Below are 15,340 nucleotides of genomic sequence, written 5' to 3'. Positions count from 1 at the left end.
ATCCATGAAGCGATCCAATCTCGACCTCGTCCAGGCCCAGCGCACGCTGAAAACCCTGCTGATGGCCACGCTCTTCGTTGGCGCACTGTTCGCCCCGCAGGTCTTCGCCAACGGTGCTACCGACTTCGGCGGCACCGACAAGAAGGTCTGCGGCTTCTTCAACAACATCAACGGCCTGCTGAACATCGCCTCGATTGCCGTGGTCACCATCGCGGTGATCTTCGCCGGTTATCAGATCGCCTTCGCGCACAAGCGCATCGCTGACGTCGCCCCGATCCTGATCGGTGGCGTGCTGATCGGCGCCGCCGGCCAGATCGCGCGCATGCTGCTGGGTGATGGCAGCGACGGCAAGTGCGGTGGTGGCACCAGCACCTCCTACCTGATCAACCACGTGATCCAGTACTACAGTGCATAAGAACGTCGTGTTCCGCGGCTGCACGCGTCCAGCGATGTTCCTGGGCGTCCCCTACCTGCCATTTTTCATGGTGGCAGGTGGGTTGTTGCTGCTCAGCATGTACACGAACTTCTGGTTCCTGCTCACCATTCCGGTGGCGGTCTTCATCATGCGGCACATGGCCAAGCGTGACGAAATGATCTTCCGGCTACTGGGCCTGCGCCTGATGTTCAAGCTGAAGGTGCGCAACGTGCAGGAACACGATGGCATGTGGGTGTTCAACCCCAACCATTACCGCGACAAGCCGGCCCGAATGGATTGAGGTCCGGATCCGGCCTGGCGGGCGTCCGCGCCCGCCAGGTCTCTTGAAACTCCTTGGCAGTACCTCTTTGGAAGCAGTCGTATGTTCAGCCCTGACACCTCCATCAGTGAGTTCATTCCGTTGTCGTCGCATGTTGCCCCGAACGTGGTCAAGACCACGGGCGGCGACTACCTGCTGACCTGGCATCTGGAAGGGCTGCCGTTCGTCGGCCGTGAGGAGTGGGAGCTCGAGCATCGCCACAACACGTTCAACCGCCTGCTGCAGACGCTGCGCGCGCCTGATTTTGTCAACGTCGCCTTCTGGGTGCATGACATCCGTCGCCGCCGCACGCTGAAGGGCAAGAGCAACTACAAGCAGCGCTTCAACCAGGATGTGTCAGATCAGTACATGGGCATGCTGTCCTCGCAGCGCATCATGCAGAACGAGCTGTACCTGACCATGATCTACCGCCCGGTGGTGACGGGTAAGCGCTTCGTCGAAAAATCGGCGAACGTGGACAAGCTGCGCGCCGAGCAGGAGCAGGCGATCGAGAAGCTGATGGAGCTCGCCGGCAACGTCGAGGCCGTGATCCGCGATTACGCGCCGTATCGCCTGGGCATGTACGAAGCCAAGAACGGGGTGGTGTTCTCTGAAACGCTGGAGCTGTTCGGCTACCTGATCAATCGCATCGACGAGCCGGTGCCGGTGCTGTCGGCACCGATCAAGGATTACCTGCCTGTCAGCCGCCACATGTTCTCGGCCAAGACCGGTGACTTCGCAATCAACACCCCGAATGGTGCCAATCATTTCGGCGCCATCCTGAATATCAAGGAGTATGCCGAGGGAACCTACCCCGGCATCCTCAACGGCCTGAAGTACCTGGATTACGAGTACGTCATCACCCATTCGTTCAGCCCGATGGGGCGCCAGGACGCGCTGAAGGTGCTCGACCGCACCAAGGGCATGATGATCTCCTCCGGCGACAAGGCGGTCAGCCAGATCGTCGAGCTCGACCAGGCCATGGATCAGCTGTCGTCGGGCAACTTCGTGCTGGGTGAATACCACTTCATCATGGCGGTCTACGGCGACACCCAGGCCAAGCTCTCGCAGAACGTCGCCTCGACCCGCGCCGAGCTCTCCAATGCCGGTTTCGTGTCGACCAAGGAAGACCTGGCGGTTACCTCGTCCTTCTACTCGCAGCTGCCGGGTAACTGGCGCTACCGCACCCGATTGGCCAATGTCAGCTCGCTGAATTTCCTGGGCCTGTCGCCGCTGCACAACTTCGCCACCGGCAAGCAGCACAACAATCCGTGGGGCGACTGCGTCACCACGCTGCAGACCACCAACGGCCAGCCGTACTATTTCAATTTCCACGCGACCCACCCGTCGGAGAACTCGCTGGGTGAGAAGGCGATCGCCAACACCATGGTGATCGGCAAGTCCGGTACCGGTAAGACCGCGCTGATCAACTTCCTGCTCAGTCAGGTGCAGAAGTACGAGCCGTCGCCAACCATCTTCTTCTTCGACAAGGACCGCGGCGCGGAGATCTTCGTGCGTGCCTGCGGTGGCAACTACCTGGCCCTGGAGAACGGCGCGCCGACCGGCTTCAACCCGTTCCAGTGCGAGAACAACGAAGCCAATGTGCAGTTCCTTGCCGACCTGATCAAGGTGCTGGCCGGCAAGCGTGAATACAGCGCCCGCGAAGAAGAGGATATCTACCGCGCGGTGGAAAGCATGCTCGATACGCCGATGCACCTGCGCAGCATGACCAACTTCCAGAAGAGCCTGCCCAACATGGGCGACGATGGCCTCTACGCGCGCATGCGCCGTTGGACATCGGGCAATTCGTTGGGCTGGGTGTTCGACAATCCCGTGGATACCGTTGACCTGAGCAAGGCCAACATCATCGGCTTCGACTACACCGACATCATCGACAATCCTGAAGTGCGCGTGCCGGTGATCAATTACCTGCTGCACCGCCTGGAATCGCTGATCGACGGTCGTCCGCTGATCTACGTCATGGACGAGTTCTGGAAGATCCTCGACGGCGAGGGTGGCCTGAAGGAATTCGCGAAGAACAAGCAGAAGACCATCCGTAAGCAGAATGGTCTCGGCATCTTCGCGACGCAGAGCCCGGAAGATGCGCTGAAGAGCGATATCTCCGCCGCCCTGATCGAGCAGACCGCAACGCTCATCCTGCTGCCGAACCCGAATGCCAGCAAGAGCGACTACATGGATGGCCTGAAATTGACCGAGGCCGAGTTCAGGGTGGTGACCGCCCTGGACGAGCGCTCGCGCTGCTTCCTGGTCAAGCAGGGCCATGCGTCCAGTGTCTGCCAGCTCAACCTGCGTGGCATGGACGACATCCTGTCGGTGATCTCGGCCTCGACCGACAACATTGATGTCATGCATCGGGTGTTGCAGACGGCAGCGGTACGCAATCGCGTCACTGTCGACGAGCTCAGCCCGGAGCAGTGGCTGGAAGATTTCTACAGGAACCGGAAGGGATCGGGGAAGGAACCCCGTTCCGACGCGGCGTGATGGCCGTGCGAGCAGGAGACAGGCAAGTGGACGTCAATCAGAACAACAGGAGTTTCCCCATGAACAACGTCAAGCGTCGGGCCAGCGCCCGCAAGGTACTCAAGCCGATGGCCAAGGTGCTCGGCGTTGCCTTGGCCCTTTCAGCGACCAATGCGGGTGCCATCGGCCCGGTGCAGGAAACGGGTCCTGCGCTTTGGCAGCACATCTGGAACCAGTTCAACACTCTTCAGTCCAAAGTGCAGGAAAAGGCACAGTTCGTGAAGGAGAATACCCAGTGGCTGCGTGACTGGAATCAGACGATCAAGGAATACAACGAGATGCTCGTGAGGGTCCAGGGCATCGTCAATGATTTCGGCCTACCCGCAGCTACGCCGTTGACGCCCGTGCCTCCGAAATACCTGATCGCCGAGACCTGCGGAACCGGGGCCCAGCTCAAGGACCTGATGACGTCGATCGTGTTCAAGCCTGACGGAGACTGGAAGGATCAGCAGACACAGATCTGCGTGAATATTCGCATGATGCAGAATCGCAAGTACAACGATGCGGTTGATTTCATGCAGAAGACCGGCCCATCGATCATGAAGAGCCTGGATTCGATCGCCCAGATCCGGTTTGGTAGCAGTCGCCTTGGTGATATGGAGGCGGTAGCAAACGACTCGTTGCGGACCGCCAATGAAATGAATGCGTCGGTTCAGAATTTTGAGGCGCGCATCAAGGCATATGACGCGTACATCTCGGTGATGGAAGCAAACCAGAAGGTCGTGGCGCAGGCAGCGTTGAAGGGGGATCCGATGAAGAACCTGGCTAGCGACCTGGTCAAGACGGTAGCGCTGAAGACGGCGTTGTCCATCGACTGATGCGTGGAATGGGGCACCTGGGGACCACGAATCCGCGTGGTGCTTCATGCGATAGCGGTATTACCAAGGGAATGTGGGTATGACGATCAGGTCGATTGCCAACTTTGATTTTTCGGGCGGTTTCCAGGATTTGATGGAGCACGCGGTGCGTGTCCAGTCGGTCGGCGATTTCGTGTTCTTCAAACTGATCCTGGACTACCTGCGGGACAAGATCGGCAAGTTTGGTTTCGACCTGATGGACAACATGATGGCGTGGGTTGGCGGTATTGCCCTGACCCTCATGACCTTGTGGGTGTTGATCCAAGGCTATCGCATCGTCACTGGGCGCAGTCGTGACTCGATGATGATCCTTGTGACGAACATGGCTCGCGCTGCTCTGATTGTTGCTGTGGCAACGAGCATGGGCATGTTTGGACGTGATCTTCATGAGTTCCTGACCGAGGATGTAAAGGGACTCATCACCCACGTCGTTACCGGCAAGGATCAGAAGCCGGAGCAGCAGATCGATAAGAGCCTGGCTTGGATGCAGGTGGCGCTGTCCAGCATTGATGGCATCAAGGTCCTCGGGGATCCGGGGCTGCAGGAAGAGAAGACACGAGCCATGTGGTTCATCGGTCTCGGTACGGGTGGCCCAGCCGTGACTGCGGGTTCAATGCTGTTGCTTTACGAAGTTGCGATGGCGTTGTTCATTGGGTTCGGGCCCTTGTTCATTCTTTGTCTCCTCTTCGACCAGACCAAGCAGTTGTTCCAGCGATGGTTGTTCTACGGCATTGGAACCATGTTCTCGATGGCGGTGCTGGCGGCCATGGTGTCGATCGCACTGGACATGGTAATTCGCGTGTCCGCCTCGTTCTGGGTGACAGCGCTTGTGAACAAGTTCCCGCTGATGGGCGCGTCCAGCGACGGCATGACCAGTCAGGCGATGCAGCAGGGCGGCATGGGATTGATCCTGACGACCCTGATTCTGACTGCGCCCCCAATGGCGGCGATGTTCTTCCAGGGAACCTTGGGTAGCTTCATGGCATATTCGCAGATAGGTGGCAGCCCGGTCGCTCAGGCGCCGGGTCCGAGCGGGCAGCCGCCGGGTAGTTACTACACGCCGGATAAGCCTTCGACGAGCAAGGGAAGTGAAGGGGCCAATGAAGTTGGTGCTCCAACAAAGATGTTCACCGGTCCTTCTAACTCCACGCCTGAACACGATCCAGGCAGGATGGGGATTGGCAATAAACCGAGATAGAGCCAGGGTGATTGTGATGCGTGCAGCGAATAAATTCAGGGGGAAGAAACTGGTAGCAGCGTGCGCCTCGATGCTGTCTTTGCTGTTGATACTCTTGCTGGTGGATGCTCCGTCCGCTAGCGCAGAAGGTCGTTGCCCACCCGGACAATATCCGATTGGTGGGCAAGGTGTAGGGGGGTGTGCTCCGATTCCGGGCGGGGACAGTGGGGCCAATGCAACGGCGGCGCCTCGGCCAACAGGCCGCTGGTTGAAAACTTGGGGGGCTATTGCCACTGCTCCGAGCGGTGATGCCGGTGCATCAACGGGTCAGAGATCGAAAAACGCTGCAGAGAAAGAGGCGATTTCGCAGTGTGCTCGCGGAGGCGCTAGTGATTGCCGAGTGACAATGTCCTACAAAAACCAATGCGCTGCAATGGTTACCCCTTCGAGTCTTGAAAGAGGAGGAGCGGTGACGTGGCGGGCCGAGACGGAGGCTCTCGCCACGAAGCTTGCAATGGATGAATGCACAAGGCGGGGAAGCGCAGGGTGTAAAGTATTTTATTCCGCATGCTCTGATCCGCTTTTTCAGGAGTACTAGTGGAATTTCAGCGTGAGCGAGTTTTGAAGCTGGCTTGCAAGCATGCCAGCTTTGTCGGTGAAGTTTGAAGTTGAGGGGTAAGTTGGTCGGTGTGCATCGCTGCTAGATTTAAGTGGCGTCTGTATAGTTGAGATAGGTTGACTCAGTTGGGCTCCTCAACTTGAGGGCGTGAATCGCCTCCAACTCATCAGACTGCACGGCAATTCCGCATGCAACCTTATGCGTGTGTTCCTGACGGCGCCCGTATACGCATGGCGTGAATTGGATTGCTTGGTTGTGGCCCAATTGGGGAGGGCAAAGTGATATCGGCTCATCATTGATGGCGCCAGTGATCCAATAGGCGTACGCCAGCACTGATCGTGACTGTGGCGATGGGCACGGGAATGTTTGTTCGCGATCCCCATGAATTCCTGACGGAAGACGCGAAGGGCCTGATCACGCACGTCGTGATCGGTGAGGATGCAAAGCCGGAGGCGCAGGTCGGCAAGAGCCTTGCCTGGATGCGGGTGGCGCCGTCCCGCATCGATGACATCAAGATTCTCAATGATCCCGAGCTGCAGGCTAACAAGACCCGGGCCATGTGGTTCATCGGCCTCGGCACCGGTGGTCCAGCCGTGACTGCGGGTTCAATGCTGTTGCTTTACGAAGTTGCGATGGCGTTGTTCATTGGGTTCGGGCCCTTGTTCATTCTTTGTCTCCTCTTCGACCAGACCAAGCAGTTGTTCCAGCGATGGTTATTCTACGGCATTGGAACCATGTTCTCGATGGCGGTGCTGGCGGCCATGGTGTCGATCGCACTGGACATGGTAATTCGCGTGTCCGCCTCGTTCTGGGTGACAGCGCTTGTGAACAAGTTCCCGCTGATGGGCGCATCCAGCGACGGCATGTCCAGTCAGGCGATGCAGCAGGGCCGCATGGGATTGATCCTGACGCCCCTGATTCTGACTGCGCCCCAATAGCGGCTATGTTCTTCCAGGGCAACTTGGGTAGCTACATGGCATATTCGCAGATTGGTGGCAGCCCGGTCGCTCAGGCGCCGGGCCCGAGTGGGCAGCCGCCGGGTAGCTACTACACGCCGGCCCAGACAAAGGATCATTCCAGTGCTCCATCGGTCAGTTCGGGCCACGGCGCGACTTCTGGTTACGGTATTGGGCGATCAGGTGAGATCAAGCAAGATACTGGAAAGTATGGGCAGGCTGGTTCCTGATCGTGGAATGACAGTATCGAATGATAGAGGTGTGCGTATGAAGTGCATTGTCGTGCTTTTGCTGCTCATTATTTCTAATGTGGCGTTGGCGGAAGGACGTTGCCCCCCAGGGCAGTACCCAGTGGGAGGTCAGGGTGTAGGAGGTTGTGCGCCAATTCCCGGTGGTCAAGCTGGTGGTGAGAGTAGTGGCCCCATGCCAACTGGAAAATGGGAAACCCGATGGGGTGCATTGGCGCAGGACGCAGACCATCAAGTTGGCCAAAATTTGGCGATTGGTGTGGCAGAGGTAAAAAAAACAAAGAGCGAAGCCAGATCCCTCGCGCTCTCTGAATGTCGGCGCATGGGAGGGCAGAAGTGTAAAGTCATTCTTGAGTACCACAATCAATGCGCCGCGCTAGCTGGCCCGGTGATTGGCTCAGTACCCCTCGCCGACGTGACAACCGTGGCGTATCGATCACCTAATGAAGAGGATGCGAAGGTGGAATCAGTACGCCGTTGTGAATTCGAGGGTAAAGGGCGCAGTTGTACTGTTATCTACTCTGCTTGCAGTATGTCTGAGTTCAAGCCATTCCGCTGATGTGAGGTCTAGCGGCAATAGAGTTCTGTCGCTCGTTGCAATTTTGCCGTGATTTCTCGAAGGAAAAGGCCTGATGAAGGCCTTTTCCGTTTCTGGTCGTGCATCAGGCGTTGGCTTTGTGCCAAGTGGGAATGTCGCCAACCATCGGTTCTGCCTCGTCCTGGATGATAGCGCTTGTGAACAAGTTCCCGCTCATGGGAGCGTCCAGAGACGGTATGACCAGTCAGGCGATGCAGCAGGGCGGCATGGGATTGATCCTGACGACCTTGTTTCTGGCTGCGCCCCCAATGGCGACCATGTTCTTCCAGGGCACCTTGGGTAGCTTCATGGCATATCCGCAGATAGGTGGCAGCCCGGTTGCGCAGGCGCCGGGTCCGAATGGGTAGCCGCCGGGTAGTTACTACACGCCGGATAAGCCTTCGGCGAGTGGTGGCAGTCAATCGGGTGGATCGACTTCAGTTGGGAGCAATGTTGTAGTCACTGGCAGCAGCTCCACAGTTGGTTCAGGCAATTCTGATACTGGCCGTAAAGGCTTAGCTTCGAACTAGAGGCCGGAAATGAAGTCAATTCGTGTCTATTCATGTGCAGTACTCTTGCTGGCTGTGGGAATCATTGCCTGCCAATTGTCACAGACGGCCAACGCAGAAGGTAGGTGTCCTCCTGGTCAGTATCCAATTGGCGGTCAGGGAGTCGGCGGCTGTGCTCCCATCCCAGGTGGTGCCACTGGAGCAGGCCAAGCGTCGCCTGTTGCGACAGGGCGTTGGATCAAAACCTGGGGGGCCATCGCTTTAGCGAAGGGGGGCGATGTCGGCGTGGCTCTCGTTAAGCGAAAGAAGAGAGATGCGGCTTCGGAGTCCCTTGCTAATTGCGCACAGCGGGGGGCTGCGGATTGCAGGGTGGTATTGGAGTTCAATAATCAATGTGCGGCATTCGTATCCCCCAGTGATGCAAGATTTGGTGGCTCCACGTTTGCGCGTGCGGCATCTGTTGATGCTGCGAGTAAGATTGCTGTGGATGCGTGCTTAAAACAGGGGAGCGATGGCTGTAAAGTGATTTATTCTGGATGCACCGAGCCTGAGTTTGAGAACTTCTGAGGTTCCGGTTATGAGTTTCTGGCTGAAAATGTAGAAATTCCTGTTCTGCGCCATCGTCAGGAAAAGGTCGGGGCTCGGTGAATACCGCAGTGGTTATGGACATCGCTAAGGCCAGCGCACTTCGCAGTTGCAAGGGTGTTGGAGGAGGCAGTTGCATCATTTCCTAGTCAGAGTGCTCGAACCCGATTTTTCGCGAGTTCTGAGTGAATCAATCGGCGCAAGTCAGCGTGATGGCTGGCGCTACCTGAGAGCATGATCGTTTACTCGGTCACCAAGTTGGTAAGCGCTTACGAAGAACGCGGTTTTTTGTGATCAAGTGCGCTTTTCATCCCAAGCGCCCTTCGACGAGCGCTGCCTCCTCGAAGTAAGCTGCGTGCGCGTCAAAATTCCGGCGCATCGATGCCATCGAACGCAGGAGCTTTTCCGTCCATGAGGACTCTGACGACCCGCAGTGCGGGTGAAGCTTGCGACCATCGCAGACGCCGCGCGGCCGGGGCTATCATCCGCCACGGCGGACACCGGTGTACGCGGCGCATTGCGCAGGTTCCCGGCGATCGCACGGGTACTGGCAAGACGGGATTGAAGGAGTGGCAGCGGATGCAGAAGGGGAGTGGCGCGAACATGGACAATGCCCTGGCGTTCGTGCCTTCCGGCGCGAACCTGCTGGAAGCCGTGCGCGGTGATCTGACCGGCAATGGTATCGACGACCAGTTGCTGGTGATCGATCAACCGGCGCCCGATGGCCTGGTGCCCGGCGAGCACGGTCCTAACCGGGTGCTGTTGCTGCTGCTGAGCGATGCGGCGGGCCGATGGCAGTTGGCCGCGCGCAACGACAAGCTGGTGCCGTGCTCCACCCGTGGCGGCATTGCAGGCGACCCCTTCGCCTACGTGACGATCGAGGATGGTGCTTTCAGCGTGATCACCAACGGCGGTAGCCGCGAGCGCTGGAGCAGCACCTACCGGTTCCGCTATGCGCCCGCGGACAAGGCCTGCTGGGTGGACGGGGTGAGACGCAAGGTCGTGGATATCGAGACCGAAGCGACCAACATCCGGGATTACTCGGTGGCGGAGCTGGGCAGGGTGCGGTTCGAGGACTTCGACCCGTCCAGTGTCGCCGAGGTGTCGCTTCCATGAGCCAAGCTCCAACCGGCGGAAGGGAATCCGCGCTGATGAAGATTCAGGAGTTGCACTGTGTCGACCGATAGAGAGTCGCAACTGTTGCGGCAGGCGACCAAAGCCGGCATCGACTCCCCGCTTGAACTGGCCAATTTCATGGCCCAGGCAGGGCACGAGTCGCGCGGCTTGAGCCGGCTCAATGAGAGTTTCAACTTCACCCGGGGAATCTCGCAGATCCCGGTGGAAGCTGCGTGGCGCAATGGCAACGCTGCGCTGGAGAGCGCCCGCCAGGAAGCGCTGCATGGCCGCCCGGAAAACCTGGCTGAGCTGATGTACGGCGGGCGCATGGGCAATGACGCGCCTGGTGATGCGCTGAAGTACCACGGCCGCGGCTATCTGCCGTTGGTCGGCAAGGAGAATTACGAGCGTGCCGGCAAGGCGCTGGATCTGGACCTGGTGAATCAGCCGGAACTGGCCGCGCAGCCCGAGCACGCAGGCCGTATTGCGGTGTGGCAGTGGCAGACACGTGTGCCGGAAGCCGCGCGCGAGGACGTGCGCGAAGCAACGCATGCGCTCAATGGCGCCCTCAATGGCATCGAGGCGCGCCGGCAACGCTTCGAGGTCTGGCAGCAGAAGCTGACGCCGGACGTGATGGCGCGGCTGGAGCGGGGTGAGGTCGGTGCGCCGGCGCAGAGTGTTGCCCGAGACATGTCGCAGACTGGTGAGCCCGGCAACCCGTTGTTCGAGGATGCACGCCGACGCCTGCAGCAGATGGGAGCACAGAGTGGACTGCGCAGCATACAAGAGCTCGACAATACCGCTGGCGCATTGGCGCTGGGGGCGCATAAAGCCGGCCTGTCGCGCATCGATCATCTCCTGGCCGGCAATGACGGTCGCACGCTGTTTGCGGTACAGGGTGGGCTGGGCGATCCGGCCATGCTGCGCGCATCGGTCGATCGCGAACAGGCGGCGCAGCAGCCACTGGCGCAGAGCAGCCAGCAGTTGGCTGCCAGCGTCGCCCAGCAGGACCCGGCGGCTGCGCTTGCCCGCGAGCAGGAGCAGCGTTCTCGATCCCTCTAGCACCTGATGTCTGCGGGCAGGGTGCCCGCAGGCGCTTTACGTACGACGCGTGGCGCCCTGTGGCGCCGACATGGAAACCCACTCGTAAGGACACCACATGCGAATCGTTCCCCCGAATGCCCGGCACGCCGCCGCCCACTGCAGTGCATCCGTGCGCCGCCTGCCGTCACTCTGGCTGCTGTCACTTGGACTCGCCGCAGCGTCGGCACAGGCTCAGGAGGCCGCAGCACCCCTCGTGGAGACGCCCCGCGCTGCCGAGGCGGCCTTTGACGCGCCTGCAGGGACGGCGCACGTTGCAGCACCCACGGCGGCCGAAGCTGTTGCCGCGGCACCGGCTCCCGAAGTGCCGGCTGCCGTGACACCTCCTGCGACACCTGTGGTGGACGCGCAGCCGGCGCCGGCCGCAGGCCCGACGCCTGTGCCCGTTGCACCCGCAACGGTGGCGCCTGTCGCTGCACCGCCTGCCGTCGTCGAGCCAGCCGTCCCGGCGGTAGCTCCCGCGCCACCCGCCTTGGCCATCGTGCCGTTGCAGCCCGAGCAGGCCACCGAGCGGGCGCTTGGCGCCCGTTGCCCGGTGGATCTGGCCGGGCGGCTGGCGACCCAGGGCGAGCTGCTGATCGGCGCGTGCCAGGGCACGATGCCGGCGCATCTGGCCGCGCTGCTGGTCGCGCTGCCCCAGCAGGACATCCACCTGCCGCGCAGCTGGCGCGAGCGTGAGGTGCAGCAGAAGGCGTGGTTCAAGGCGGTGCCGGGCTTCGGCCAGCGCCCGGACTTCATCGTGCGGATGGGCGACATCTGGGTGCGCTCGCTGGAAGGGCGCGACGCCGACAGCACGTTCTACCTGGTGTCGGCACCGTTCACCTGCAGCGACCAGGTCGCCAACCGTGATGAGTACGGCGCGGAGCCGGTCCGCGTGCCAGCGGGTGATTGCCGCGAGGCCTATGTGGCCCAGCGTGTGTACCAGGTCCGCGGGGACGCGGCCCCGAAGGATGTGACCGCAGAAGCCATGCCGGCCATGCCGGAGCAGGCGGAAGCTGATCGTGCGCGCCAGCGCTCGCATGAGGGACGGATCAGCCTGGACCACAGCAAGTTGCAGTACGGCCCGGCCATGCGCTGGTTCGTGCAGTACCCGGAGTCGGCGCAGAAGGGTGGTCCGCGTGCCTACAGTGACTGGAACCGCGAGCACCTGGCCTTCGTGGTCTGGACCGGTGATCGCTTCGAGCTGCGCGACAAGGTCCCGCGCAGCCAGTGGCCGTGTGATCCGGTGGCGCCGGGGGATCGGGCCTGTGGCGGCTTCCCGGATTCCGGGCCGGATCTGTTCGTGACCGCCAGTACGTCTGTACCGGTCGCGGCCACCAGCCCCTGAGGCACGGTGCTGAAGCGGGAGCCGGATTGACCGGCTCCCGCGCTGTTCATCAGGCCTGCATGCTGCGGGTCTGGTTCTGCTGTTGTTCCAGTTGCTGATCGCGGTCCTGTGCCAGGCGCTGTCCCGCGGCTTGCTGATCAATCCGCTGGCTGCTCTGCTCCAGCGGCGTGTTCATCGCCACGGCTGTGTCCACCGACACGCGCAGGTGTGCCGGGTCGCCGCCCTGGCCCTGCACCGCGAAGCTGCGCGAGGCGTCGGCATTCATCACCACCTCGTCGATGCGCTTGCCGCCTGCAGCGTGCATCTCCGCAGCCAAGCTACCGGCCAACTGCGTACTCATCACATCCGGCACGCGGCCGACGCGAACGTCCTGCGCATGCACGCCACGGATCGCGTCGTTGAACAATGGGTTGCCCAGGTGGTTGGCATCGTCCATGCGCAGCATGCTGGTGTGATGGCCATTCTTCTCCGCCTCGCGGCGTGCCGGTTCACCGGGCTGCAGCGGGCCGCGGATGTGGTCGTACAGATCGATGGCGCCGCCCGGGATGCCCCGTGCCGCGCGGGTGACGCCGCGACGCAGTGACTCGACGTCATCGCGGTACTCCTCGATCATCCTGGCGTTGTCTTTTGCCAGCTTCTGGGTTTCCGGATGTTTCAGCACCGAGCCTTCGTCGAGGAAGTTGCCCAGTTTGTGCGCGCCGAACGAGCTGGTCGCCGCAATGATCGGCCGGTCCGGAATCAGATCACGCAGGGCGTGATTGCTGAAGCCGTTTGCCGCGAGCGTCTTGATCTCGTCGGGCTTGGCATAGATGCGGACCTGGCCGAAATGCGGCGAGGCAGCGCTGACCGGATCGGACGCCATGACGTGATTGATCATGGTGTTGCCGCCTTCCGGAATGCGGTAGCTGAGGCTGACCGCGCCGTAGGCATTGAAGGTCTCGCCCTTGACGTTGAAGTGGTGCGAGGTGATCTGGGCCAGGGCGCCGCCGAGGGAATGACCGGTGACGGTGACCTGGGGGGCAGGTCCGCCGCTCAAGCGGGACTGAAGTGCGGCGCCTTCAATTGTCCTCTGCGTCAATGCGATCGCGTCAGGTGCCTGGACATTGGTGCGTGCAACCACCATTCCGCCATCGGTCAGAATCGCGTCGCGGGCGATCTGCTCGGTGCCACGATGGGCAATGACGATCTCTTTGGTGTCTACGCGCTGATAGACGGTGCCCTGATAGCCGTTGAGACGATTGTTGACATGCTCAAGTATCTTGTACTCATGGCCGTTTAACGTGACTTTTTCTTCTTGGCCGGGTTCACGTCGGCCGACGGCCCGATCCTTGTAGGCGTCATTGGATAACGCGGCGTAGTCCTGAGAGGTGACGGTCACGGCGCCACCTCACTTGCGGAGAGGGTGATCGTAAACAGCTTGTCCTGCAGATCAGGGGCGTAGTTGCTGCGATCGGGCTCGCCACTGGCTGGGAAGTTGGGAACGCGATCTGCCTTCGGATAGACCAGATCCGGATAGTAGAGCGTATGGGCGCCACCTTCGGTCAGCGGCTTGGCGTCGACGAAAGTGAGGAAGCGGGTCTCTTCTTCGGCACCCGTCGCCTTCAGCATTGCCCCGGCACCGGTGAACTCCCACTTGCAGACGCCACGACCGTAGTAGTCTTCATCCAGCATGCGGTCCACATACAGCGTGCCGCGGTACTCGCCCTCAGCGACCTTGCGCAGCTCCACCGGTTCCTGGCTGGTGATACGTGCGGCGGTACCGGTGGCCGGCTCGATGTGGCCGCACTGGTCTTCGTTGGTGACGTCGTACTGCGCTACGCCCTTGACCAGTGCGAAATCGCCGGGGGCATCCTTCAGGCGCAGCACCAGCTCATAGGCCTTGCGCGGGCTGGGGTTGAGCTTGGCGAGGCCGCGCCCACCCTGGGCGACATCGGCTTCGGCAGCGGCACGTTCCTGGTTCATGGCGGTCTCCGGGTTGCAGGCGGTCAATAGAAGCAGAGCAAGGCACGGAATCATCTTGTGGCGCAATGTCGGCCTCCTTGGGGGGTAGAGGGATGGTTGAACTGGCAGCTCATCGCGCGAGTTTCTGCACAGTGGTGGTGGTTGAGAACAGCGCGTCGCGCAGCTCTTCCTTGTACTCCGAAGGATTCTCTTTGCCGCTGGCAGGGTAGTTGGCAGCAAGCTCGGCGCGAGGATAGGCAACCCTCGGATAATAGAGAGTCAATGGGCTCCTCGCGTCCATGCGCTCCTTGTCGATGAACGTCAGGAATCGCGTATCCGCCTCGCCGGTCGTAGCGCGCAACATCGCACCGACCCCCGTCAGCGCCCAATGGCAGACACCACGCCCGTAGTAATCCTCGTCCTGCATGCGGTCGAGGTAGAACGTGCCGCGGTACTCGTTCTCACCGACCTTGCGCAGCGTGACGAGCTCCTGGCTGGTAATACGGCTGGCGGTACCGGTCGCCCTCAGGACCCGGCCGCAGTCCTTGTGGTTGCTGACGTCGTACTGGGCAACGCCCTCGACCACCGCGAAGGGACCGGGGGCATCGTTCAGTGTCAGTACCAGCTCGTAGCCCTGCTGCGGTGATGGGTTGAGCTTGGCCAGGCCGCGTCCACCTGCGGCAACGTCACGCTCTGCGTCCGCGTAAGGCGAGCAGGCCGTCAGTGCCAGCAAGAGGCCCATCGGTACCAGATGGCGTCCCTTGCGTGTTGGCATGGCTACATCCATGGCGGCATCCTGCATCGTGCGTCCGTGTCCATATATCCTTCCCTGGTGACAGGTTTATCGATTATGGAGTGTTCTGGAAACCTGACGCCAGCGACGGCAGGGCGTCTGCGACGGAATTTTGACGCATTCAGCGTTCGGCAGCGTCGCCAAATCGATTGCGGCACAGGCGATTCGAGGTTCGCGGGGCGATTGCGCCTCGCGCTCGACATTTCGCTGCCAATTTGTGACAACGGTTGCCAATTCACGCAACTCTCATGCAAGCGAA

The 15,340-nt window shown here is 60.8% G+C and carries 16 protein-coding genes; 13 read left to right on the top strand and 3 right to left on the bottom strand.

Annotated elements, in window-relative coordinates; all coding sequences use genetic code 11:
* Nucleotides 1-4 precede the first annotated feature (4 nt).
* From ACW5IY_RS13565 to ACW5IY_RS13505, 13 genes are all read left to right on the top strand, one after another.
* The gene (locus ACW5IY_RS13565; RefSeq protein WP_049436633.1) at nt 5-415 is read left to right on the top strand and encodes a TrbC/VirB2 family protein; all 411 of its coding nucleotides are present in this window, start codon (nt 5-7) and stop codon (nt 413-415) included.
* Nucleotides 408-716, top strand: coding sequence for a VirB3 family type IV secretion system protein (locus ACW5IY_RS13560; protein WP_100049996.1), 309 nt, complete (start codon nt 408-410; stop codon nt 714-716). Before ACW5IY_RS13565 ends, ACW5IY_RS13560 begins: the two co-directional genes overlap by 8 nt.
* 81 nt (nt 717-797) lie before the next feature.
* Nucleotides 798-3,236 carry a VirB4 family type IV secretion/conjugal transfer ATPase gene (locus ACW5IY_RS13555; RefSeq protein ID WP_049436631.1) on the top strand — a complete coding sequence of 813 codons (2,439 nt, stop codon included), beginning with the start codon at nt 798-800 and terminating at the stop codon, nt 3,234-3,236.
* Between the two features lie 59 nt (nt 3,237-3,295).
* Nucleotides 3,296-4,093, top strand: coding sequence for a hypothetical protein (locus tag ACW5IY_RS13550; protein ID WP_054172017.1), 798 nt, complete (start codon nt 3,296-3,298; stop codon nt 4,091-4,093).
* 79 nt (nt 4,094-4,172) lie between these two features.
* Complete coding sequence (locus ACW5IY_RS13545) at nt 4,173-5,330, top strand: TrbL/VirB6 family protein (RefSeq protein WP_049486942.1); 1,158 nt, start codon at nt 4,173-4,175, stop codon at nt 5,328-5,330.
* Nucleotides 5,233-5,907, top strand: a complete 675-nt coding sequence (locus ACW5IY_RS13540) for a DUF4189 domain-containing protein (RefSeq protein WP_342593343.1) — start codon at nt 5,233-5,235, stop codon at nt 5,905-5,907. Before ACW5IY_RS13545 ends, ACW5IY_RS13540 begins: the two co-directional genes overlap by 98 nt.
* A 359-nt stretch (nt 5,908-6,266) precedes the next feature.
* Nucleotides 6,267-6,866 carry a type IV secretion system protein gene (locus tag ACW5IY_RS13535; RefSeq protein ID WP_425602570.1) on the top strand — a complete coding sequence of 200 codons (600 nt, stop codon included), beginning with the start codon at nt 6,267-6,269 and terminating at the stop codon, nt 6,864-6,866.
* A 228-nt stretch (nt 6,867-7,094) separates the two neighbouring features.
* Entirely contained in the window at nt 7,095-7,691 is a 597-nt protein-coding gene (locus ACW5IY_RS13530) for a DUF4189 domain-containing protein (RefSeq protein WP_100049935.1), read from the top strand.
* Nucleotides 7,692-7,867: 176 nt separating this feature from the next.
* Nucleotides 7,868-8,077 carry a hypothetical protein gene (locus tag ACW5IY_RS13525; RefSeq protein ID WP_457326775.1) on the top strand — a complete coding sequence of 70 codons (210 nt, stop codon included), beginning with the start codon at nt 7,868-7,870 and terminating at the stop codon, nt 8,075-8,077.
* A 171-nt stretch (nt 8,078-8,248) separates the two neighbouring features.
* On the top strand, nt 8,249-8,785 hold the full coding sequence (locus ACW5IY_RS13520; RefSeq protein WP_230080597.1) for a DUF4189 domain-containing protein: 537 nt from the start codon (nt 8,249-8,251) through the stop codon (nt 8,783-8,785).
* Between the two features lie 597 nt (nt 8,786-9,382).
* Nucleotides 9,383-9,919: a hypothetical protein gene (locus ACW5IY_RS13515; protein WP_049436606.1), complete on the top strand. Its 537-nt coding sequence runs from the start codon at nt 9,383-9,385 to the stop codon at nt 9,917-9,919.
* A gap of 57 nt (nt 9,920-9,976) precedes the next feature.
* A complete protein-coding gene (locus ACW5IY_RS13510) occupies nt 9,977-10,981 on the top strand; it encodes an XVIPCD domain-containing protein (protein WP_049436607.1) in 1,005 nt (334 codons plus the stop codon).
* Between the two features lie 97 nt (nt 10,982-11,078).
* Nucleotides 11,079-12,347, top strand: a complete 1,269-nt coding sequence (locus ACW5IY_RS13505) for a hypothetical protein (RefSeq protein WP_425605352.1) — start codon at nt 11,079-11,081, stop codon at nt 12,345-12,347.
* 49 nt (nt 12,348-12,396) lie between these two features.
* Here the strand turns inward: ACW5IY_RS13505 and ACW5IY_RS13500 are convergent, their stop codons facing one another.
* Genes ACW5IY_RS13500 through ACW5IY_RS13490 form a run of 3 tightly spaced genes read right to left on the bottom strand, consistent with a single transcriptional unit; the run spans nt 12,397 to nt 15,075 of the window.
* On the bottom strand, nt 12,397-13,725 hold the full coding sequence (locus tag ACW5IY_RS13500; RefSeq protein WP_049436609.1) for an XVIPCD domain-containing protein: 1,329 nt from the start codon (nt 13,723-13,725) through the stop codon (nt 12,397-12,399).
* The gene (locus ACW5IY_RS13495) at nt 13,722-14,375 is read right to left on the bottom strand and encodes a hypothetical protein (RefSeq protein ID WP_049436610.1); all 654 of its coding nucleotides are present in this window, start codon (nt 14,373-14,375) and stop codon (nt 13,722-13,724) included. Before ACW5IY_RS13495 ends, ACW5IY_RS13500 begins: the two co-directional genes overlap by 4 nt.
* 43 nt (nt 14,376-14,418) lie before the next feature.
* Nucleotides 14,419-15,075, bottom strand: a complete 657-nt coding sequence (locus tag ACW5IY_RS13490; protein WP_049436626.1) for a hypothetical protein — start codon at nt 15,073-15,075, stop codon at nt 14,419-14,421.
* Between the last annotated feature and the right edge of the window lie 265 nt (nt 15,076-15,340).

This window comes from Stenotrophomonas sp. C-A (genome assembly GCF_054030835.1).
The sequence above is the reverse complement of the archived record's forward strand: the minus strand, read 5'-3'. Positions and strand labels throughout refer to the sequence as shown.